Below are 22,177 nucleotides of genomic sequence, written 5' to 3'. Positions count from 1 at the left end.
ATCTAACCGCTTATTTCTGACTATTTAACGCTACCGCAGTTCAAGCAATATAAATAAGTTTGTTTGGGGTCATTCAATTTTTCTAGTATATCTTTTGAGCGTGAAAATGACTCACTAAATGGTAAGTTTAACCAACGAGCCATATATACTTTACTCTGCATTTTGAAATCTCGCATTATTTGGCTAAGAAAATCATCTTGGTGTTCAATTAGCCACTGAGTTTCAAACTTTTCAATCGCTGGTTTGCCTTCAGCTTGGCGTTTTTGGTTAATAATTTCAGCCATTATTGCATAAGCATCATCAAAATCACCAAGTTGATCGACCAAACCTTTCTCAAATGCACTTGTACCTAGCCATACTTGCCCTTGAGCAACCTTATCTACGGTAGCTTTATCCATTTTGCGACCACGACTAACAAGCTCTAAGAACCTATCATAACCATTTTCAATACTGATTTGGATTACTTCGCCTTGCTCTTTCGGGAGTGATTTTAATGCCGATTGGCTTGCTAGCGGTGATGTGGATACACCATCTTCACTAATACCCAATTTTTTAGCTGTTTTTTCAAACGTAACGGCTAAACCAAAAATACCAATGGAGCCTGTTAAGGTACTTGGGCTTGCAATAATTTTATCGCTCGTGGCGGCAATCCAGTACCCACCCGAAGCCGCCATTCCTCCCATTGATGCAATCACTGGCTTACCTGCTTGTTGTAAGGCTTCGGCTTGTTGGCGGATAAGCTCTGATGCCATTGCACTTCCACCTGGGCTATTGATGCGTAAAATAACACCTTGAATTGTGTCATCATCTTGAGCTTGTTGAAGTAATTTTACGATAGTATCACTACCTGCGGAGCTTTCATCGCTCTCACCCCAAGTAATTTCCCCTTCTACATTGACGACAGCAATTTTATTCTTACCTGTAACATCAAAGCGATCCGTTAATGATGCTACATAGTCAAAGAAATCAATATGACGATAAACTTTATCGCTATCTTCACCAAAAGTATCCATTAAAATTTGGTTAAGTTGTTGAGTCGTAACTAATTCAGTAACTAATTTACGATTTAAAGCATATTGTGCATCATCGCCTTTAACTTGCTTAAACTGGTCAATATACACTTTCGGTTCAGGCACTACGGAGTTCGTATCAATCTCACGATTTTGAGCAACTTGTTGGCTAAACTGTTGCCACAATTGGTTGAGCCACAAGGTTGCATTTTGACGAGCTTCTGGCGACATATCATCACGCAAAAAGGGTTCTACGGCAGATTTATAAGTTCCTACTCGGAAAATATGTGGAACAGCTTCAATTTTCTCAAATAACGTTTTGAAGTAGAGATTAGAGTAATTTAGCCCGTGTAAGTCCACAAATCCGACTTTATTGAGATAAATTTTGTTAGCAAAACTGGCTAAATAGTATTGTTGTTGCGAATAATATTCTCCAATTGCAATAATTGGTTTATTCGTGGCTTTAAATGCTTCAAGTTGCTTACCCACAAACTGTAAGGACGAGAGATCACCACCCTCAAAGTATTTCAGATCTAATACCAATCCTGTAACACGCTCATCTTGTGCTGCTTTTCTGATCACCCTAACTACGTCAAAAGTCGAAATTTTGACAGGCTCACTTTCTCCACCTAATTCAGATTGTAGAAAGCGGTGAAAATCGCCAAATTCATCGTGGTTATCAGCAAGATAACCGTCCAAATTGAGCATTAATGCCCCTTTATCAAAAGGTACAGTTTGTTTAGTGGATTGAGTATCGCTTTGCATCAAGCTGACAATCGCAAAACAGATTAGTACAAATAAAATGAAAAATAAGCTGATAACAAATTCCCGAAAGATTCGGAAAACTCGATAAAGACTTTTTAAAACTGACAACATAGCAATAGATGAAATAGGGAAAATTGCCATATAAAGTACCACAAAAACAGGCAGAATTTAACAGAATGTGCTATTCTTCACACAAATTTTTACCTGATAAATCAAGCAAGGAATACTAGTGAATACCTTAGATCTATTACAACTTCGCCGTTCTAGCAAAAAGTTTGGAACTCAAGCACCAAATAAAGAACAGTTAGACGCTATCTTTAAAGCTGCACTTCGTGTGCCAGATCACGGACATCTCAAACCTTATCAATTTTTCGTTATTGAACAAGCACAATTAGCGACTTTCAGACAATATTTAGATTCTGCCGTAGAAGAGTTCAATTTAGGTGAAGATGGCGTTAAAAAAGCTAAAAAAATTAGTTCACAGGCTCCAATGATTATTGCTGTGGTTGCTAAAATTACCAAAGATTTACCGAAAGTCCCCGCTTGGGAGCAAATGCTTACCGCAGGCTGTGCAACCTATGCCATTCAATTAGCTGCGAATAGTCTTGGTTTTGAAACTTGTTGGATTACTAATAAATGGGTAAATGGTAGTGCGTTACGCCAAGCACTAAACTGCCAAGAATTTGATAAAATTGTTGCTTTATTGATGATCGGTTCTCCTGAAGAAGAGAACGAGATTACCCTTGCCAGCCAAGCGGAAGATATTACTGGTTTTGTTCACTATTTAAAATAACTCATACAATCCAAAATGAATCAAGACGAACATAAATACGAAGATTTGATTGCTATTTTTGATAGCTGTTTTAGTCAAAGTTACAATACTCGACTAGAGCGTGGGGGGGATTACCCTATTTATCTGCCTGAATTTATTGATGAAGATAATACCCCAAGTGAGCGTCCTTATAATGTGATCTTATTTGCTCACGGGTTTTATAGCAGTGCTTTACACGAAATTGCTCATTGGCTCGTTGCGGGCAAAGAACGCCGAAAATTAGAAGATTTTGGTTATTGGTATGAACCAGATGGACGTTCTGCAGAACGGCAACGAGAATTTGAGCAAGTTGAAGTCAAACCGCAAGCGATTGAATGGATTTTAGCAACTGCTGCTAACTTTCGTTATTTTGCTAGTGCAGATAATTTAACGGGCAATGCAGGTGATAATAGTGCATTTAAGCAAGCTGTCTATCAACAGGTGCAAACCTATGCAGAAAAAGGTTTACCATTAAGAGCAGAACAGCTACGCCAAGCTCTTTGTCAATTCTACGGCACACCAAATTGTATTGATTTATCTCGTTTTGATTTAGCTAAAATTTAGGAGTTCAAAATGGCTTTTACCGTCATCATTCCAGCACGCTATGCATCTACTCGCTTACCTCGTAAACCCCTATTAGATATTGTAGGCAAGCCAATGATCCAACACGTGTGGGAAAAAGCAAAATTATCGGGAGCAGAACGCATTATTGTAGCAACAGATCACCCTGAAATCGCACAAATAGTTACTACTTTTGGGGGGGAAGTTTGCTTAACATCAGATAAACATAATTCAGGAACGGAGCGTTTAGCGGAAGTTATTGAGAAAATGGCAATCTCTGATAGTGAAATTATTGTCAATATTCAAGGCGATGAGCCGTTAATTCCACCAGTGATTGTGGCTCAAGTCGCCAATAATCTCGATCAGCATCAAGTCAATATGGCAACTCTTGCCGTTAAACTGACGACAAAAGAGGAATTATTTAATCCAAATGTAGTAAAAACCTTAACGGATAAACAGGGAATGGCACTCTACTTTTCTCGAGCACCAATACCCTTTGCTCGTGATTATTTTGCAGACTGTGATGATCAATTTATTCAACAACAAAACTACCTACGCCACATTGGTATCTATGCTTATCGAGCAGGATTTATAAAACAATATGTTGCTTGGAAACCGACTCAACTTGAGCAATTAGAATCACTAGAACAGCTTCGTGCATTGTGGTATGGAGAAAAAATTCATCTGGAACTAGCAAAAGAAGCTCCACAAGTGGGGGTAGATACTGCCGAAGATCTAGAACGAGTACGCCAGATTTTATCTGAGCAGTAATATCAACCCCAAGCGGTGAGAACAGTATAAGTATTCGGTATTATGTAGCAAATGTTTTGAGATTATCACTAATCTGGCGGATAAAAATCCGCCATTTTTTATTATTTACTCAAAACCTGCTGCCAAGTTGCTAACCATTTTTTTACTGTCTCACTTGATGGTTGAGTGAAAGCTAATTTCTCATATTTTGGTAATGTTTTGAAAGCAGGATCTGCTTGTTCACTCACAACGGGTTTCATTACATTATGGAATGAAATAATTTTCTGAGCTTCTGGCTGTTGTAGGAAACTCAAAAACTGACGAGCTAATTCAGGTTGCTTACTGGTTTTCGTTATAGCAGCTACTTCAATTTGTACTAAATGCCCTTCTTCAAAGTTAGCCGCAACATAATTTTGATCTTGCTCGTGCCATTGGTGATAAAGTGGCGAAGTAGCATAACTTAACACTAAATCTGATTCCCCCTTCAAAAATGCACCGTAAGTTTCAGACCACCCTTTGCCAACGGTTACCGTATGTTTCGCCAAATCTTGCCACGCTTTTTCTGCCTTATCGCCATACACGCTATTTACCCAAAAGAGTAAGCCTCGCCCAACAGTACTAGTGCGAGGATCTTGATAAATCACTTTAAGATCTTGGCGTTCTACCAATTCTTTTAAACTCTTTGGCGGATTTGCCACTTTTTGTTTATTGTAGATAAAGGCATATTCACCGAAATCGTAAGGGACAAAGGTTTTATCCGTCCATTGTTCTGGTAAATCTAGGCTTGTGTTGCCTAGCTTATGCGGTACAAATAAGCCCGATTTTTCTGCTTCTGGCATCACAAAGTTATCAATGCCAAGCATTACATCTGCTTTCGTTTTTTTGCCTTCTAAGCGAATACGGTTAAACATTGTTACCCCATCTTCAAAAGGCATAAACTTCAGATCGCATTGGCATTGTTTTTCAAATAAGCCTTCTAGTTTAGGGGCAGGTCCCCATTCAGATGTAAAGGAATCGTAGGTATAAACCGTTAAAACAGGTTGATTAGCCACCGCTGATACAGAAAGTGCAAGAGTAGAAAGTGCAAAAAGATGAGTTAATTTCATTGAATGTTCCTTCTCGTTGTGAAAACAGAAGGATTTAAAACAAGATGTGCAAGTTTTCCTGTCTCAAATCCCTACGCTGATATTAGTCAGATCAGGTTCTATGGGTATTTCTCAGCCTTGTTTCCAAAGCACCCCAATGAGAACGCAAATATTCTACAACAAGCGGTAAGATTTAGACAATAATTTACAAACTCCCCTAAAAATTAAAGTTTCTATTTTTTTCTTCAGGTCTTGATTTTTTTTTTTTTAGAATGGGTAAGTTTTTGTGTTTTTTATACAAAAACATCATCAAAAATAATCAACCTGTTTTCTTTATATTCATTAAGGATTCATTATGAATACAACATTTAAAATTTCTGCACTTGCATTATTTGTGACTGTGGCTGTAACTGGCTGTAAATTAAATGATTCTTCATCTGATGTAAAAGCCCCAACTCAAGTTACTAAACCAACTGAGCAAGTCAAACCAGCTGAACAAGCAAACCCAACTGAACAAGCAAACCCAACTGAACAAGCAAACACTGCTGAACAACCTAAACCAGCTGAGCAACCTAAACCAGCTGAACAACCTAAACCAGCTGAGCAACCAAAACCAACTGAGCAACCTAAACCAGCTGAGCAACCTAAACCAGCTGAACAACCTAAACCAATTGAACAACCTAAACCAGTTGAACAACCTAAACCAGCTGAACAACCTAAACCAGCTGAGCAACCTAAACCAGCTGAGCAGCCTAAACCAGCTAAACAGCCAAAACCAGACTATAGTAAAGTTACGGTAGGTGGGGAATTTATCAAACTAAGTGAAAAAGAAGTCGATAAATTCAACTGGCGACATTTTGGAATTGAGAAGCTAGGATATGCATCTGGCACAACATGGTTTGATATAGAAAAAATATCTAATGGTAATCAGCAAGGCATTTTTGTAAGAACTACGCAAGAAGGTACCTACTTATATGGTAATCAAGTATATTCTAGTTATGGAATATTTGACTATGAAAATGGCGCTCTTTTCCAGTCTATTGGAGCAGATACGTCATTTGATAAAAACTCTAAGTATAAAGAACATTATGTAATTGGCAGTATAAATAATGGCGTTAAAGAAATTGATCCTAAATTACACGGCTCAGCAACTTATAAAGGTGCAGTAATCGCATATAAAGAAGGTGGTCTCTTTAATTTCTTTCGCAATGATTTAGTTCACGATGGGAGTGTTACTTTAAATGCAAATTTTGCTAAAACATTAGATAAAAGCACTGTTTCTGGTGAAATTGATAGTAAGCTTATGGGTAAAATTACACTATTAGAAACAGATATGACCTCAAGCCAAAATCCTTCTCTAGAAAAGTTTGGTATACGAGATGCAGAGGCTGTTCAAGTTAATGGGGAAAAAATTAATTACAATGATAGTAATGGTTTAGGATTTATCGGTAATGCCACAGTAGGTGGTCAAGAAGCAATGTATAAAGGTTCATTCCACGGGCCAGAATTAAATGAAGCTGTAGGAAGAGTCTATTCTAAAGGCTATTATGCCACCTTCGGTGGAATCAAAGAAGCTAAATAATTATTAGCCTCTAAGCCGATCTGCTTTTGCGACAGATCGGCTTTTATTTTCACTCAAAATGATAAAAGCGGTCAGTTTTGGCTGATTTTTTGCAAACTACAAATCTTCGAGAGCCTTTATGAAAAAATACCTTTTGCCTTTATTCTGCTTGCCTACCGCATTAAATGCCACACCAAATGAAACAGAACAACATTTACATAATGTGGCTAAACCAGCCGCCCCACAAGCAAGCCCTGTATTACCAGCAGAAAGTGCAACTAAGCCCGTTATTGAAATCAATGAACAGCAACTGAAACAAAATCCACAACTCACACATAAATTATTGAGTGATGCCCTGTTTGCCCGTAACCAACAGGCTATTCGTGTATTGTTAGAAATTTACCAAACCTTACCCAATACCGACCCTATTTTAATTGATTTCGCACAAGGCAAACTGGCTAGCCTTGATAATGATAATGCCACAGCCATTCGTTTTTACCGCAAAATTCTCGCACAACAGCCCAACCTAAATGCAGTGCGGATTGAGTTAGCTATTTCACTCTTTAATGCTCAACAAAACAATGCTGCCGAAGACCAATTTAACAAAGCCAAAAGTGTGGAAAATCTCCCTATCCCAATCGCCCAGCTGATTGATGCTTATCTTGCTGCCTTAAAAAAACGCAGTAGTTGGCAATTTGGGGCAACGGCTTACTATATTAAAGATGATAATGTAAATAACGCTTCTCATAGTCCTGAAATTGAAAACACAGGCTTTGTTAAAGGGAAAGGTTTACTTCCGAAAAAAGCCAATGGTGTGGCGTATAGTGCCGATTTATCTCGTGATTTTAATATAGTAAATGCACATTATCTTGCTTTTGAGAACGATCTCTATGGCAAACTCTATTGGGATAGTCGTGATAATGATGAAATCACAAACCGTACCTTACTTGGCTATGCCTATAAAACGGAAAAGTCCACTTTCCGCGTGCTCCCTTTCTTTGAAAAACGTTGGTTAAGTAATACCCGAGACCGTAATACTCAAGGTATTCGCACTGAATTTAACCACTGGCTTTCACCTAATTGGCAAATCTCAACAGCAATGGAATATGGCAAACACCGCTATTATGATAATCCATTGCAAAATGGTTACAGTAAGTTGGTTTCTGCAACCTTGTTATGGCTAACAAAGCCCCAACAATTTTTCTATTTGGGTACGGATTTTAATCGAGAAACAACACAAATTCGCCAGTATAGCTCCGACACCAAAAGCCTACGTTTTGGTTGGGGGCAAGAGTGGCAATTGTGGGGGCTATCTAGCCGTTTGAATCTGAGTTATTCACAACGACAATATAAAGATGTAGCAGTTTTAGGTGGGTTCTTGAATTTAGGAAAAATCCGTCAAGATAACGTATTGAGCAGTAGTTTAACCTTGTGGAAACGAGATTGGCATTTATTCGGTATTACACCTAAATTACAATTTTCGTGGCGTAAAAACCGTAGTAATTTATCGACACTTTATTCTTATACCGATAAAAATATCAACCTGATTTTTGAAACGAGGTTTTAGGTTTCAATATCAATATCCATTTGCGGTTAGGTTCAAAATACAATATCAATTTGACGTCCTCCCCGCCCTAAAGGGCGGAGATTCCTACTAGCTCCCACGCTTTGCGTGGGTTACTCTCGGTGGGTTCTTGTTGCTGACCGCTAGTGCGGTTCACTTCACAAGCGCTATGGACACGTCCTGCCCTGATATTATTATCTGCCTTGATATTTTACGCTTGGACGATTGCTCGCCCTCGCTCCAACACGTTTAATGCGCCAACCACATCTGCGTTTTCTGTGTAGCCACATTCTACGCACTCAAAATTGGCTTGTGTTTGGCGATTTTCCTTTGCGGTGTGACCGCAACAAGGGCAAATTCGACTGGTATTTTGCGGCGGAACAGCCACTAAAAAACCACCTTGCCATTGCGTTTTGTAGTCCAACTGACGGCGGAACTCGAACCAAGATTGATCTAATATCGCTCGGTTCAAGCCTGATTTGGCTGCCACATTTTTGCCGTGTGCTTCCGCCGTACCTTTGGCTGATTTGGACATATTTGATACCTGCAAATCTTCAACGTAGATCATTGCGTGGTTTTTGCTGATTTGGCTTGAAGTTTGATGCAAAAAGTCTTTGCGACAGTTGGCAATTTTGTGGTGTAGTTTAGCGATTTTCGCCTTTAATTTCTGCCAGTTTTGGCTAAATTTAACCTTGTTTTTAAGTTGGCGTTGCAGTTTTGCTAATTTGCCTTTGTCGGTTTTAAAAGCGTTTAACGGTTCAAAAAACTCACCGCTTGAAAGTGTCGCAAAACGTACAACCCCCATATCAATACCAATTTCTCCGCCTTTGTGGGTTGGAATTTCGTATTCAAATTCGGTTTGAATACTGACAAAAAAACGACCGCACTTTTGGCTCACAGTTACGTTTTTAATCTCGCCTACGACATCACGACTGTTGCGATAGCGAACCCAGCCGATTTTCGGGAGATATAAGCGGTTATTTTGTTGCTCTAATTTACAACCTTGCGGAAAGCGAAAACTCTCTTTCAAGCCTTTTTTCTTGAATTTCGGGAAATCTGCACGCTGTTGGAAGAAGTTTTTGAACGCACTTTCAAGATCTTTTAACGACTGTTGAAGTACTTGAGAATGGCACTCTTTGAGCCAAAGTAGCTCTTTTTTCCATTGTGGAAGCAATGCAGTGAGTTTCAAATAGCTAAATTTAAATGTTTTATCTTGTTCGTACTGCTCACTCTGCCAAGCCAATGCTCGATTGAACACAAAACGAGAACAGCCACAGAACTGTTTAATTCTGCGGATTTGCTCGCCGTTTGGCATTATCTCGAACTTAAAAGCTTTGCGTAGTTGCATTGACAAGGTTTAGAATGTGATTTTTACCAAATTCTACACTTGGTCTATGAAAAAAGAAACTGAAATTAGACACGGCAGACATTGTGCTTTTAATTAGACACACCGTTCAATTATTCGCCAATACATTGAGCAACAGCAAACACCCGATTGGTTAGGTTTGAAACGGCTATGCCGTTTCAGACTGATGACAAACCCTAATTTGTTGTATTCAATAAACGGACACACGCAGTGTGTCCCTACACAACAAAATAAAATTTGTTATTTTTCAATCAGTTATAATTTTTCTTGTAGGGACTCACTGAGTGCGTCCGAATGAAAAAAGACTTTGTCAATAATCTGAAACGGCTATGCCGTTTGTGCCTTACATCTCCGCCCTGAAGGACGGAGTTTTTCGGCACAATTTAGGTAAAAACCTACCGCTTGGTATTCAATCTCTCCTATTTAATGTGTAAAATACCTATAATTTTTTACAGTATTTTAGATAACGCTAATGCCTCATATTGATCAAATTTGGCTGTATATTGCCATTCTATGTTTAATCGTATTATGTTTATTTCTGTTTTTTTCGAACACTCGTTATCAACGAGATCGCATTGAATTACAGCAAGATCTGAGTCAATCTCAACAACAACTTGAACAGATTTCAAGTCAGCATCAATCACTCTTAGCTGAAAAAAATCAATTAGAACAATGGGCTATTCAACAACAAACTCGATTTGAAAGTAGCCAAGAGCGTTTATTGGAGCGGGATCACTTAATTGCCCAATTACAGCAGAAAATTGAACAAGCGGAAAATGCAGAAAATCAGTTGGAACGTTATATCAATGAGTTAAAAGAACGTATTGGTTCTGCTCATACTAAAGCAGAAAGTTTAGAAGAACAACTTCAACATAGTCAAAATCAGTGCAATCATAAAGAGAGAGAAATGCAGGGGCTTTATGCTCAACTTACTCAATCTCAGCAAGAACTAGCAGAGTTACGCACCACATTAAATGAAAAACAGGCAAATTTTGAAAGCCAACAACAGCAATTCTTAGAAGTTCGCCAGCAGTTAAATGTGGAATTTCAGCATTTAGCACAACAAATTTTAGATGAGAAAAGTAAATCATTTTCTGAAAGCAATAAAAACGCATTGGACTTACTCTTAAAACCGTTTAAAGAGCAAATAGAAGGCTTTCAAAAACGGGTTAATGAAGTCCATTCTGAATCGATCAAAGGCAATGCTAATTTAGAAGCCGAAATTAAACGTGTACTTGAAATAGGGCTATCAATGTCGCAAGAAGCCCAAAATCTAACTACTGCTTTGAAAGGTAATAATAAAGTTGCAGGAAACTGGGGAGAAATTCAGCTAGAAAGTGCTTTGCAATCAGCAGGTTTACTGGCTGGGGAGCATTATCTTGCTCAAGAAAGTTATCGTGATGATGAAGGCAAACGTTTCGCACCTGATTTTGTGGTGAAATTACCTGATAATAAGCATCTTATCTTAGATAGCAAGGTTTCCCTTGTTGCTTATGATCAAGCGGTGCGTTCTGAAGATAATTTTGCAATTCATAAAGCCTTAGATGAGCATTGCCGCTCATTGCGTCAGCATATTGATGGGCTATCGAAGAAAAATTATAGTAGCTTAATTGGGATTAAAAGCCCTGATTTTGTATTGATGTTTGTGCCGATTGAGCCTGCCTATATTGAAGCGATGAAGCACGATCCGCAATTATTCAATTATGGCTATGAAAAAAATGTTATTCTTGTGTCGCACACAACCCTAATGCCAATTTTACGCACTGTTGCAAACTTATGGCGAATTGAGCGTGGTAATGCTGAAGCTCGAGAAATCAGTGAAAAAGCAGGGGATATTTATAATCAAGTATGTGTCATTGCCGAGCGTTTAGCTAAACTTGGGAATACGCTAACCACCGCAAGCAACCAGTATAATCAGACAGTTACGTCTTTAGTCGGTAAACAAGGGTTAGTTGGTAAGGTGGAGCGTTTCCAACAACTTTCAACGAAAGCTAGTCAAACATTGCCTCAAGTTGAATTACTGGCAAATGACTGGGACACTACTCGTTTAGGTTTAATTATTGATAAAGTAGAAAACAGCGAACAGGATCAAAAATAATGTTGTTAATCATTGATAACCACGACTCTTTCACCTTTAATTTGGTTGATTTACTACGCAAAATGAACGTAGAGAGTCAAGTCATTTCTGTTGAGCAATTAAATTTAGATGATGTTGAAGAATTCAGCCATATTATGATCTCCCCCGGTCCTGACGTGCCAAGAGCTTATCCACAACTTTTTGAAATGCTAGAACGCTACCATCAGCATAAATCTATTTTAGGTGTCTGTTTAGGGCATCAAACTATTTGTGAATTTTTTGGTGGGACGTTATATAACTTAGAAAATGTTCGCCACGGGCAACAACGTCCGTTAATCCAAAAAGAACCAAATCCAATTTTTGAGAATTTACCCGAACAGTTTAATATTGGGCTTTATCATTCGTGGGCAATTTTGCAAAAATCCCTTGAGAACACACCGCTTGTTGCAACCTCTGTTTGCGATCAAAGTGTATTAATGGCGATGAAGCACCATTCGTTACCGATTTATGGCGTACAGTTCCACCCTGAATCTTTTATGACCGAATATGGAGAACAGATTTTAAGAAATTGGCTAAACACTCCAAAGTAATTGTTTAGAAACTTATTTCTTATTCGCCATCAATAATGCTCGCAAATTGGCAATGTTACTTTCGGTTTTTTGCTGTTTTTGTTGTTCACTAAGCGGTGGTTTATTGCGTTCCCATTGCAGATCATCTTGGGGAAGTTCAAGCAGAAAACGGCTGACTTCAGGCTTTATGATCTCACCATACTGGCGGCGTTCTTTACATAAAGAGAAAGTTAAAGTTTGTTGAGCTCGAGTAATACCAACATAGGCTAAACGACGCTCTTCTTCCACGTTATCTTCATCAATGCTTGTTTGGTGGGGTAAAATACCTTCTTCCATTCCAATTAAAAAAACGTGGGGAAATTCTAACCCCTTTGAGGCGTGCAAAGTCATTAGCTGAACTTGATCGCTCTCATCATCATCTTCTGAACGCTCCATCATATCGCGTAAAGTGAGATTAGTCACAGCTTGGTTCAAGCTCATCGGCTCATTGATTTCATCACCGTCCAACATTTTTTGTACCCACTCAAACAGTGTTTGTACATTGCGACTTTGCATTTCGGCAGCCTTTGGTGTGGTGGCAGTTTCATAGAGATAGGTTTCATACTGAATATGTGCCAACATCTCTTTAATTGCAGATTGTGGCTCCGATCTTACCGCTTGATCAGCAAGCTCAACCACCCAACGAGCGAAATTCTGCAAGGCTTGATAAGGCTTTGGCGTTAAACGTTGAATAAGTTCAAAATCAAAAATTGCTTCAAATAGGCTAACCTGTTTTTCATTCGCTAACTGCCCTAATTTTTCTAACGTAGCCGCTCCAATTTCTCGCTTAGGCGTATTCACAATACGTAAGAATGCCGCATCATCATCTTGGTTCACTAGCAAGCGTAAATACGCCAACATATCTTTAATTTCTGTTTTAGCGAAAAACGATGTTCCTCCAGAAATTTTGTAGGGAATACGGTTTTGGATCAGCAATTTTTCTAATAAACGTGATTGATGATTGCCACGATATAAAATTGCATAATCTTTATATTTGGTTTTACGAGAATAGCGATGAGCAATCAGCTCACCTACAATACGCTCTGCCTCAAACTCTTCATTTTTGGCTTCAATCACATTTAATTTCTCGCCTTCTCCCAGCTGTGAAAAGAGCCTTTTTTCAAAAAGGTGATCGTTGTTATCAATCAAAATGTTGGCACAATGCAAAATACGTTGGCTAGAGCGATAGTTTTGTTCTAGTTTGATCACTTTTAATTGTGGGAAATCGTGGCGAAGTCGCCCCATATTTTCAGGCTTTGCCCCTCGCCAAGAATAAATAGATTGGTCATCATCGCCAACAACCGTAAAATTCCCTTGCTCACCCACAATCAATTTTATTAGCTCATATTGGCTTGTATTGGTATCTTGATATTCATCAACCAACAAATAGCGAATTTTCTGTTGCCAACGGGCTTTCGCTTCGGGGAATTGGCGAAATAGCAAAGTTGGCAACATAATTAAATCATCGAAATCTAACGCATTATAAGCCTTGAGTTGATTTTGGTATTGTTGATAGAAATGGGAAAATACACGTTCACGATCACTACTGGCAACCCCAACAACTTGTTCAGGCGAAAGCAGATCATTTTTCCAGTTGGATATGGTATTTACTAGCTGTTTCAGTAGTTCTTTATCTTCTGTTACCGTTTCTGGCAAAAGATGTTTGAGCAATGCGATTTGATCGTGTTCATCAAACAGCGTCATTCCTGATTTATAGCCAAGTAACTTATGCTCACGTTTGAGAATTTCAAACCCAAGTGTATGGAAGGTAGAAATGGTTAGCCCTTTGCTCTTTTCTTTACCGATAGAATGTGCCACTCGTTCTCGCATTTCACGAGCAGCTTTATTGGTAAAGGTAACGGCTGCAATCTGTTTTGGTGAATAACCGCAATGGGCAATAAGATGTGCAATTTTATTGATGATAACCCTTGTTTTGCCCGATCCTGCCCCCGCTAATACAAGGCAAGCCCCTGTAGTATATTCTACCGCTTGTTGTTGTTGAGCATTTAGTTTCATCTTATTACCCTTTCTTTTTAACTATTATAAGCGGTGAGATTGTAGTGATTTTTTGCAAATTGTCGAATAAAACTGACCGCTTGCAATTTGAGTGGTAAAATTTAGCACATTGTTCACTTTGTTTTTTAGATACTATGCAAACACTTAATCCTATTTCATTACCCCTTGATCGTTCTTGTTTAATTGCAGCCTCCGCAGGTACAGGCAAAACCTACACAATGGCAAATCTATATTTACGATTATTGCTTGGAGTAGGTTGTGAGCCACTAATGGTGGAGCAAATTTTGGTGGTAACTTTTACCAAAGCGGCAACGCAAGAATTAAGAGATCGTATTCGTAAAAATTTAGGGAAATTTGCTGAAATAGTGCGTAATCCCGAATCTAAAAAAACAAGCTATATCTTTTCCAAAGAACCTTTCTTTGTTCAACTTTATGAACAAGTTCAACACAATAAGCAAGAAGCCCTACTACGTTTAAAAGTCGCAGAACAAGATATCGATCTTGCCAGTATTTTTACTATTGATAGCTTTTGCCAAAAAATGCTCTTTCAGTTTGCGTTTGACTCAGGCGTACGTTTTGATATTGATTTACAAACCGATGAATCAGAATTATTAAGACGTTTAAGTGAAGAAACGTGGCGAGAGCTTTTTTATACCAGTGATTTGCAAGAAACTAAATTAGTCGCAGAACTGCTAATTAGCCCAAATTCGGCATTAAAAAATGTAAAACATCTTTTATCAGGCTTGCTACCAGAGCTTACCCCAGAACAACAAGCATTTTTAAGCTCCGATTATGTTGCACAAGCGGAGACTTTAGCTCAATTTATTGCAAATTGTAAAAGTTATTGGCAAGAAAACCACAATGAGATTATTTCCCCTATTCAGCAGATTTTAGCCTTGCAACAACAAGGGCAAATTAAAGTACTTGATGGGCGAAGTTACAAGGAAGATAGCTTATTAAATAAATGGCTTCCAATTCTTGATCAGTGGGCGAATAGCGAAAGTTTAGATTTCCCTACCGAATTAAAATATTTTTCGCAATCTCATTTGGCTGAAAAAACCAGTAAAGGGGCAGATACCCCTGAAAATGCACATTTTCTTGCGATTGATGAGATGATTTCGACCTATCAGCAGTCATTTGCTAACACGCAAAACGAGATTAAAACAAAACTGCTCTACCGCTATTTCAATCACTTAAATCAAAAATTACAGGCATTTAAAAACAGCCATTCGCAGAAAAACTTTGCCGATATGTTGCACTATTTCTATCACGCTTTATATGGTGAAAATGGTAAACAACTTGCTGAGAAAATCCGCCAACAATACACTTTTGCGATGATCGATGAATCGCAAGATACCGATCAAATTCAATATCAGATCTTTAAACAGATTTTTATGATGTCAGAAAAACCAAGTGGTTTTATTATGATTGGCGATCCAAAGCAGTCGATCTATAAATTTCGTGGGGCGGATATTTTTTCTTATTTAGACGCATCTCAACAAGTCAGCGAAAAATTTACGCTACCGAAAAACTGGCGTTCTCTGCCTGAAGTGGTGGATTTTGTAAATCAACTATTTCTTTTTAAATCAACGGAATACTGTTCTCCGTTTATTTATCCTGAAATTGCATTTTTACCCGTAGAAAGCGAAGAAACAAAAAGTCATTTATGTGAAGGGCAACACGCCATCAATTTTTATCTCCACCCGAAAAAATGTGAAGTGGCTGAACAGTGTGCGGAACAGATAGTCAAGCAGTTGATTGCCGCGCAACAAGGACAACTATTTGTGAGCGAAGAAAAACGCATACCAGATGAACAAGGCAACGAACAAATCACGTTCAATTCTCGAGCCTTAGCACCGAAAGATATTGCGATTTTAGTCCGCTCTCATTCCGATGCAGCCCAACTACAACAAGCACTCGCAAAACGTAATATTCAATCGGTGTTTTTATCGGAAAGATCTTCTGTTTATAAAACTCAAGAAGCAAAAGATTTATTGCTCATTCTTACCGCTTGTTTAAATCCATTACATCAAAGATCTGTATTGGCTGCGATTGGCTGTGGTTTGTGGGGGCTAGATTCCAATGAGATTTACCAACTGAAACATTCTGAAGAGCGTTGGGATAATTGCGTAGAATCCTTCATTCACTATCAGCAAATTTGGCAACAACAAGGCATTCTGCCGATGTTACATCAACTTTATATTCAACAACTGCTTGAACGAGTAAGAATGGGTATAAATGCAGATCGCCGTATTACCAATATGCTCCATTTAGCCGAATTATTACAAGAGAGAATGGAAACCGCTGAAAATGAATCTAGCTTATTACGTTGGTTTGCTCAACAGATTGAAGAACCTGATGCGAATGATGAACAAATTCTTCGTTTAGAAAGTGAAGATGATCTGATCAAAATCATCACAATTCATAAATCCAAAGGGTTGGAATACCCTGTGGTGTGGCTACCATTTTTAGGTAAAACGAATAAAGGGGCGAATAGTCCTTCCCTTGCTATTTATCGCAACCAAGACAAACAACACTGGTTACTTGGCAACCAAGATGACGACATCAAAAATTTACGCAATAAGGAAGAATATGCGGAAGATCTTCGCTTACTCTATGTAGCACTCACTCGTGCAAAATATCAACTTCATCTAATGCTACCTGATGAGTGGACAGCAAGTTGGAGTGCAATGCACTATGTACTGACAGATGGAAATATCAGCAAAGACACTAAAACCGAAGAATGCTTGGCTCGTAAAGGTATTCTGAAAAATATCATCAAGTTAAATGAATTGAGCGAAGTAACGAAGTGGACTAAAACAGAGGAAACACAATCTACCACGCCACAGGCTCGAGAATTTAAGACCAAAATTAACGAAAGTGGCTTAATTACCAGTTTTACAGCTCTTCAAGCCCAAAATGAACGTTTGCAAAATAGAGAGCAAAAACTACCGCTTGTGAGATTATCTGATGACGCATTAGATTACGATAGTACCACTGTGCCTGATATATCATTTGATGAAACGGGTATAGAACAAACAGCAGAGCAAACTTTCAGCCCGTATCAATTCCCACACAGCACTAAAGTGGGTAATTTGTTACACCGCTATTTTGAATTGCTAGATTTTACTCAACCTATTGATATTGAAAGCATTCAAACACTATGTGAACAGCTAAATTTATCAGCCGAATGGATTGAACCAACACAACAATGGCTAACACAAGTGCTAAATACGCCATTTGGCGATCAACTATTCAAATTATCGGATATTCCAGTACAAAAACGCTTGAATGAATGGCAATTCTACTTACGCTTGCGGAATAAAACTGCGTTACCTAAGTTAAATATATTACTTAAACAGCACAGCCCTTTTGAGCATTTACCCGACTTGCAACTCCCCCAATTAGAAGGCTTTGTGCGTGGCTTTATTGACTGTATTGTGGAGCATCAAGGAAAGTACTATCTACTGGATTACAAATCGAACTTCTTAGGTATATTTGAACAAGATTACACCCAAGACCGCCTTGCAAAAACAATGATACAGTTCCGTTATGATTTACAGTATTTACTTTACACCCTAGCTTTCCACCGTTATTTACACTCTCGTTTAGGCAAAAACTACGACTATCAGCGAGATTTTGGCGGCGTGGCTTATCTCTTTCTTAGAGCAATGAATGAAGCAACTCAAAATGGCGTGTTTTTTGATAAGCCGAGTATGGCGTTAATTTCTGCTTTAGATGAGCTATTTGACTAATCTAATGAAAATCCCCTAGATTCGCTTAGTAAATCTAGGGGATTCTATTGGCCTATTACATCATTATTTTAGGTTGCTTTATTAAGCAATTCCCTTATGACGCAATAACGCATCTAAGGTTGGTTTACGTCCACGGAAACGTTCAAACAGCACCATTGGTTCTTCTGAACCACCACGCGTTAAGATATTTTGTAAGAAAGATTCCCCGACTTCTCGACTAAAAATCCCTTCTTCTTCAAAGCGGGAGAAAGCATCTGCTGAAAGCACTTCTGCCCATAAATAGCTGTAATAACCTGCGGCATATCCACCTGCGAAGATATGCCCGAAACTGTGCGGAGTACGCACAAAAGTTGGAATTTCTACTACTGCAACCTGTGCTTTTACTTCTCTCAACGTATCTAATAACAAATTCTCTCTCGGTTTAGCTAAATGTAAACGGAAATCAAAGATGCCAAATTCTAGCTGACGTAAGACGAACATCGCAGCTTGGAAGTTTTTCGCTTTAAGTAGCTGTGTTAGTTTATCTTTTGGCAGTGGTTCTCCCGTTTCATAATGCCCTGAAATAAATGCCAACGCATCTTCTTCCCAGCACCAGTTTTCTAAGAATTGGCTTGGTAATTCCACTGCGTCCCAAGGTACTCCGTTGATCCCAGCAACATCACCGACATCAATTTCAGTCAGCATATGGTGAATACCGTGACCAAACTCGTGGAATAGCGTAGTGACTTCATCGTGAGTGAAGAGTGCAGGTTTATTCCCAATCGGTTTATTAAAGTTACAAGTCAAATACGCCACTGGTTTTTGTAATGAACCATCTGCTAAACGTTTTTGGTTGATACAATCGTCCATCCACGCACCACCACGTTTATGTTCTCTTGCATACAGATCAAGGTAGAATGAGCCACGCAAGCGGTCAGTTTCATCAAAAATATTGAAAAAGCGTACACTTTCGTGATAGCTATCAAACTCTTTTTGTTCAACCACTTTCATTCCAAAGATACGTTTTACTAATTCAAATAACCCTGAAAGTACGCGTTCTTCTGGGAAATATGGGCGAAGTTCTTCATCATTAATCGCATAAAGTGCTTGTTTTTGTTTTTCACTATAAAAAGCAATATCCCAAGGTTGAAGATCGTCCATTCCATATTCTTGTTTTGCAAAGGTTTTTAGTTCTGCCAACTCTTTTTGACCTTGTGCTTTTGAACGGTCGGCTAACCCTTCTAAAAAATCCACGACTTGTTTTGGATTTTCCGCCATTTTGGTCGCCAATGAATAATCTGCATAGGTTTCAAAGCCTAACAGATTAGCTAACTCTAAACGTAATTTTAGCGTTTCATCAATAATTGCACTATTATCCCATTTCCCTGCATTTGGACCTTGATCTGACGCTCTCGTATTAAAGGCTTCATACATTTGCTGACGCAACTCACGATTTTCACAGTAAGTCATTACTGGTAGATAGCTTGGAAATTCAAGGGTAAAGCGATAACCTTGTTTCCCTTTACTTGCAGCATCTAATTTCGCAGCTTCAAGAGCTGATTCAGGTAATCCTGTTAATTCAGCCTCACTTTCGATTAAAACTTCCCAACCCATTGTCGCATCTAACACGTTATTGCTAAATTTTGAACTGAGTTCTGATAAACGCATTGAGATCTCACCGTAGCGTTTTTGTTGTTCCGCAGGTAATGAAATGCCTGATAGTTCAAAATCACGCAAGCTATTTTCGATCGCTTTTTTCTGTGCTAAAGAGTAATTCGCAAATTCAGGGCTATTTTTTAATTTTAAATAGCCTTGATATAACCCTTGATGTTGCCCAACCCAAGTGCTGTATTCAGATAATAATGGTAAACAAGCTTGGTAAGCATCACGCAATTCAGGACTGTTTTTGACTGAGTTTAAATGCCCCACTGGCGACCAAGCACGAGATAATTTATCCCCCGTCATCGCTTGTGGCATATAGAAGTTTTCCCAAGTTGGTTGTACTATTTGAGAAACTTGCTCAATGGTTTCTCGACACTGTTGAATGAGCTGCTCAATAGCAGGTTGAATATGCTCAGGTTTAATTGCTGAAAATTGTGGTAAACCTGTTGCATTTAAAAGTGGATTCGACATACTTATTTCCTTTAATCATAATGAAGTAAAAGTGCCAGATAGTTTGGGGATATTTCACGAAATATCAAGGAAAATTTACAAAAAGCGGTATGATTTGCAAAAAATCTTACACATCTTACCGCTTCTATTCACATTCAATGGTTTATCAAAACTAAGGAGCAACAATGACAAATTATATTCCACCGAAAGTATGGCGTTGGGAAGAGCAAAATGGCGGAGCTTTTGCAGCAATCAACCGACCTACATCAGGGGCAACCTTTGATTTAACACTCCCACAAGGAAATAAAGGCTTACAGCTTTACTCATTGGGAACGCCGAATGGGGTAAAAATTACCATAATGCTAGAAGAATTATTGGCTAAAGGTATCACTCAAGCTGATTATGATCTATTTAAAATAGATATTCGCCAAGGCGACCAATTTGGCAGTGGCTTTGTTGAAATTAACCCAAATTCTAAAATACCTGCACTACTTGATTTAACCGCTGAAGAGCCACAAAAAGTCTTTGAATCTGGGGCTATTTTGCTCTATTTAGCTGAAAAATTTCAGGCTTTTATCCCAAGTGATTTTTCAAAACGTACAGAATGCCTTTCTTGGCTATTTTGGCAAATGGCAAGTGCCCCTTATGTTGGCGGTGGATTTGGACATTTTTATAAATATGCCCCAGAGAAATTTGAGTACCCAATCAACCGTTTTACAATGGAAACAAAGCGTCAATTAGATTTGCTGGATAAACATTTAGCCAAACAGGAATATATTTGCGGTGGGGAATACACGATTGCCGATATTGCCATTTGGAGCTGGTATGGGCAGCTTGCTCTTGGCTTAGTTTATGACGCTAGGGAGTTTTTAGCGATAGAGAGTTACCCAAATTTACTACGCTGGGCAAATGTTATTTATCATCGCCCAGCAGTGCAAAAAGGCTTACAAGCTGAATATCAACCTGTTCGCTAAATCATAAGCGGAGAGATTTGCAATATTTTTTGCAAAAGGCTCCGCTTATGTAAATATCACCCTTATCTGTTCTGTTATTGCTTTTATATTGTTATAATTTTCATTCAAAATTGCCTTTATGAATAAAAATTTTAATAATGAAACCGATCTTCCTTGAGCTTCGCCATTTGAAAACGCTACTTGCCTTAAAAGAAAGTGGTAGTGTGTCTTTAGCTGCAAAACGCATTCATCTCACCCAATCAGCGTTATCACATCAAATCAAATTATTAGAAGATCAATATGAATTAACTTTATTTGAGCGTAAAACTCAGCCTATTCATTTCACTCCAGCAGGTGAGCGTTTAATTCAGTTGGCTTATAAGATTTTACCACAAGTGGTTGAGGCTGAATTAGATCTTGCCCGCGTAAAGCAAGGGGAGGTTGGTGAATTACGCATAGCGGTGGAATGTCATACTTGTTTTGATTGGCTGATGCCTGCAATGGATAGATTTCGTCAAAGTTGGTCATTAGTTGAGCTGGATATTGTATCTGGTTTCCATACAGACACTGTTGGGCTATTGCTTTCTCATCGTGCCGATTGGGCTGTGGTATCGGAGATGGAAGATGTCGCAGGCGTGAGCTATAAACCGCTATTTTCTTATGAAATGGTGGCAATTTGTTCTAAAGATCATCATTTGGCAAGTAAAGAAATTTGGGATGCTGAAGATTTTGCTGATGAAACTTTAATTACTTACCCTGTGCCTGATGATATGTTAGACCTTTTGCGTAAAGTATTACACCCAAAAGGAATTAACCCGACAAGACGCACTAGTGAGCTTACCATTGCTATTATTCAACTTGTAGCGAGTAAACGGGGGGTTGCCGCTTTACCTTATTGGGCAGTAAAACCTTATTTAGAACGTGGCTATGTGGTGGCTCGTAAAATTACTCAGAAAGGGCTTTATAGTAATTTGTACGGTGCAATTCGTGAATCGGATGCTGAAATGGCTTATATCATTGATTTCCATAACACCGTTAGAGCAGAAAGTTTCGCTACTTTACCTGATTTGTTGGTTTTGGAAAGATAAAAAACGGTAGGGAAACCTACCGTTTCAGACTGATGACAAACCTTAATTTGTTGATTTAATGAGTGGACGCCAAGCGTGGCGTCCCTACATAACAAAAATAAAATATTTATTTTTCA

At 38.6% G+C, this 22,177-nt stretch carries 15 protein-coding genes and 1 riboswitch; of the genes, 10 read left to right on the top strand and 5 right to left on the bottom strand.

From position 1 onward, the window contains the following. Positions 1 to 20 precede the first annotated feature (20 nt). Positions 21 to 1,886 carry a signal peptide peptidase SppA gene (gene sppA / locus ACWIW0_RS04690; protein ID WP_454452411.1) on the bottom strand — a complete coding sequence of 622 codons (1,866 nt, stop codon included), beginning with the start codon at positions 1,884 to 1,886 and terminating at the stop codon, positions 21 to 23. A gap of 118 nt (positions 1,887 to 2,004) precedes the next feature. On the opposite strand from sppA, the gene ACWIW0_RS04685 reads away from it, so the two are divergent. The 3 genes from ACWIW0_RS04685 to kdsB are packed head-to-tail and all read left to right on the top strand — an operon-like array spanning position 2,005 to position 3,918. Further along, positions 2,005 to 2,568, top strand: coding sequence for a nitroreductase family protein (locus tag ACWIW0_RS04685; RefSeq protein WP_454452403.1), 564 nt, complete (start codon positions 2,005 to 2,007; stop codon positions 2,566 to 2,568). A gap of 15 nt (positions 2,569 to 2,583) precedes the next feature. Continuing rightward, positions 2,584 to 3,150 carry an elongation factor P hydroxylase gene (locus ACWIW0_RS04680; protein WP_454443882.1) on the top strand — a complete coding sequence of 189 codons (567 nt, stop codon included), beginning with the start codon at positions 2,584 to 2,586 and terminating at the stop codon, positions 3,148 to 3,150. A gap of 9 nt (positions 3,151 to 3,159) precedes the next feature. Then, entirely contained in the window at positions 3,160 to 3,918 is a 759-nt protein-coding gene (kdsB, locus tag ACWIW0_RS04675; RefSeq protein WP_454446436.1) for a 3-deoxy-manno-octulosonate cytidylyltransferase, read from the top strand. Between the two features lie 101 nt (positions 3,919 to 4,019). Here the strand turns inward: kdsB and thiB are convergent, their stop codons facing one another. Next, positions 4,020 to 5,003: a thiamine ABC transporter substrate binding subunit gene (gene thiB / locus ACWIW0_RS04670; protein WP_454452402.1), complete on the bottom strand. Its 984-nt coding sequence runs from the start codon at positions 5,001 to 5,003 to the stop codon at positions 4,020 to 4,022. 50 nt (positions 5,004 to 5,053) lie between these two features. Next, positions 5,054 to 5,149: riboswitch (TPP riboswitch) on the bottom strand. A gap of 188 nt (positions 5,150 to 5,337) precedes the next feature. Here thiB and ACWIW0_RS04665 point away from each other — a divergent pair. Then, positions 5,338 to 6,564 (top strand): hypothetical protein, encoded by a 1,227-nt coding sequence (locus ACWIW0_RS04665; protein WP_454452401.1) that lies wholly within the window; start codon positions 5,338 to 5,340, stop codon positions 6,562 to 6,564. 118 nt (positions 6,565 to 6,682) lie between these two features. After that, positions 6,683 to 8,110 carry a surface lipoprotein assembly modifier gene (locus ACWIW0_RS04660; protein WP_454452400.1) on the top strand — a complete coding sequence of 476 codons (1,428 nt, stop codon included), beginning with the start codon at positions 6,683 to 6,685 and terminating at the stop codon, positions 8,108 to 8,110. 208 nt (positions 8,111 to 8,318) lie between these two features. On the opposite strand, the gene ACWIW0_RS04655 is transcribed toward ACWIW0_RS04660, so the two are convergent. Further along, positions 8,319 to 9,455: an RNA-guided endonuclease InsQ/TnpB family protein gene (locus ACWIW0_RS04655; RefSeq protein ID WP_454452399.1), complete on the bottom strand. Its 1,137-nt coding sequence runs from the start codon at positions 9,453 to 9,455 to the stop codon at positions 8,319 to 8,321. A gap of 490 nt (positions 9,456 to 9,945) precedes the next feature. On the opposite strand from ACWIW0_RS04655, the gene rmuC reads away from it, so the two are divergent. Both rmuC and ACWIW0_RS04645 read left to right on the top strand, forming a co-directional pair. Continuing rightward, complete coding sequence (gene rmuC, locus ACWIW0_RS04650; RefSeq protein ID WP_454452398.1) at positions 9,946 to 11,571, top strand: DNA recombination protein RmuC; 1,626 nt, start codon at positions 9,946 to 9,948, stop codon at positions 11,569 to 11,571. Continuing rightward, positions 11,571 to 12,140 carry an anthranilate synthase component II gene (locus ACWIW0_RS04645; RefSeq protein ID WP_454452397.1) on the top strand — a complete coding sequence of 190 codons (570 nt, stop codon included), beginning with the start codon at positions 11,571 to 11,573 and terminating at the stop codon, positions 12,138 to 12,140. Before rmuC ends, ACWIW0_RS04645 begins: the two co-directional genes overlap by 1 nt. A 12-nt stretch (positions 12,141 to 12,152) precedes the next feature. Here the strand turns inward: ACWIW0_RS04645 and rep are convergent, their stop codons facing one another. Further along, entirely contained in the window at positions 12,153 to 14,174 is a 2,022-nt protein-coding gene (rep, locus tag ACWIW0_RS04640) for a DNA helicase Rep (RefSeq protein WP_454452396.1), read from the bottom strand. A gap of 134 nt (positions 14,175 to 14,308) precedes the next feature. Between rep and recB the strand changes: the two genes are divergently transcribed. Further along, positions 14,309 to 17,929, top strand: coding sequence for an exodeoxyribonuclease V subunit beta (gene recB / locus ACWIW0_RS04635; RefSeq protein ID WP_454452395.1), 3,621 nt, complete (start codon positions 14,309 to 14,311; stop codon positions 17,927 to 17,929). Between the two features lie 81 nt (positions 17,930 to 18,010). Here recB and prlC read toward each other — a convergent pair whose 3' ends face one another. Beyond that, positions 18,011 to 20,041 carry an oligopeptidase A gene (gene prlC, locus ACWIW0_RS04630; protein WP_454452394.1) on the bottom strand — a complete coding sequence of 677 codons (2,031 nt, stop codon included), beginning with the start codon at positions 20,039 to 20,041 and terminating at the stop codon, positions 18,011 to 18,013. Between the two features lie 164 nt (positions 20,042 to 20,205). On the opposite strand from prlC, the gene yghU reads away from it, so the two are divergent. Both yghU and ACWIW0_RS04620 read left to right on the top strand, forming a co-directional pair. Then, the gene (yghU, locus tag ACWIW0_RS04625) at positions 20,206 to 20,994 is read left to right on the top strand and encodes a glutathione-dependent disulfide-bond oxidoreductase (protein ID WP_454452393.1); all 789 of its coding nucleotides are present in this window, start codon (positions 20,206 to 20,208) and stop codon (positions 20,992 to 20,994) included. 137 nt (positions 20,995 to 21,131) lie between these two features. Then, entirely contained in the window at positions 21,132 to 22,061 is a 930-nt protein-coding gene (locus ACWIW0_RS04620) for a LysR family transcriptional regulator (RefSeq protein ID WP_157393964.1), read from the top strand. Positions 22,062 to 22,177 lie beyond the last annotated feature (116 nt).

Source organism: Ursidibacter sp. B-7004-1 (assembly GCF_053654055.1).
Note: the sequence above shows the minus strand (reverse complement) of the source record. Positions and strands in the feature narration are given on the sequence as shown.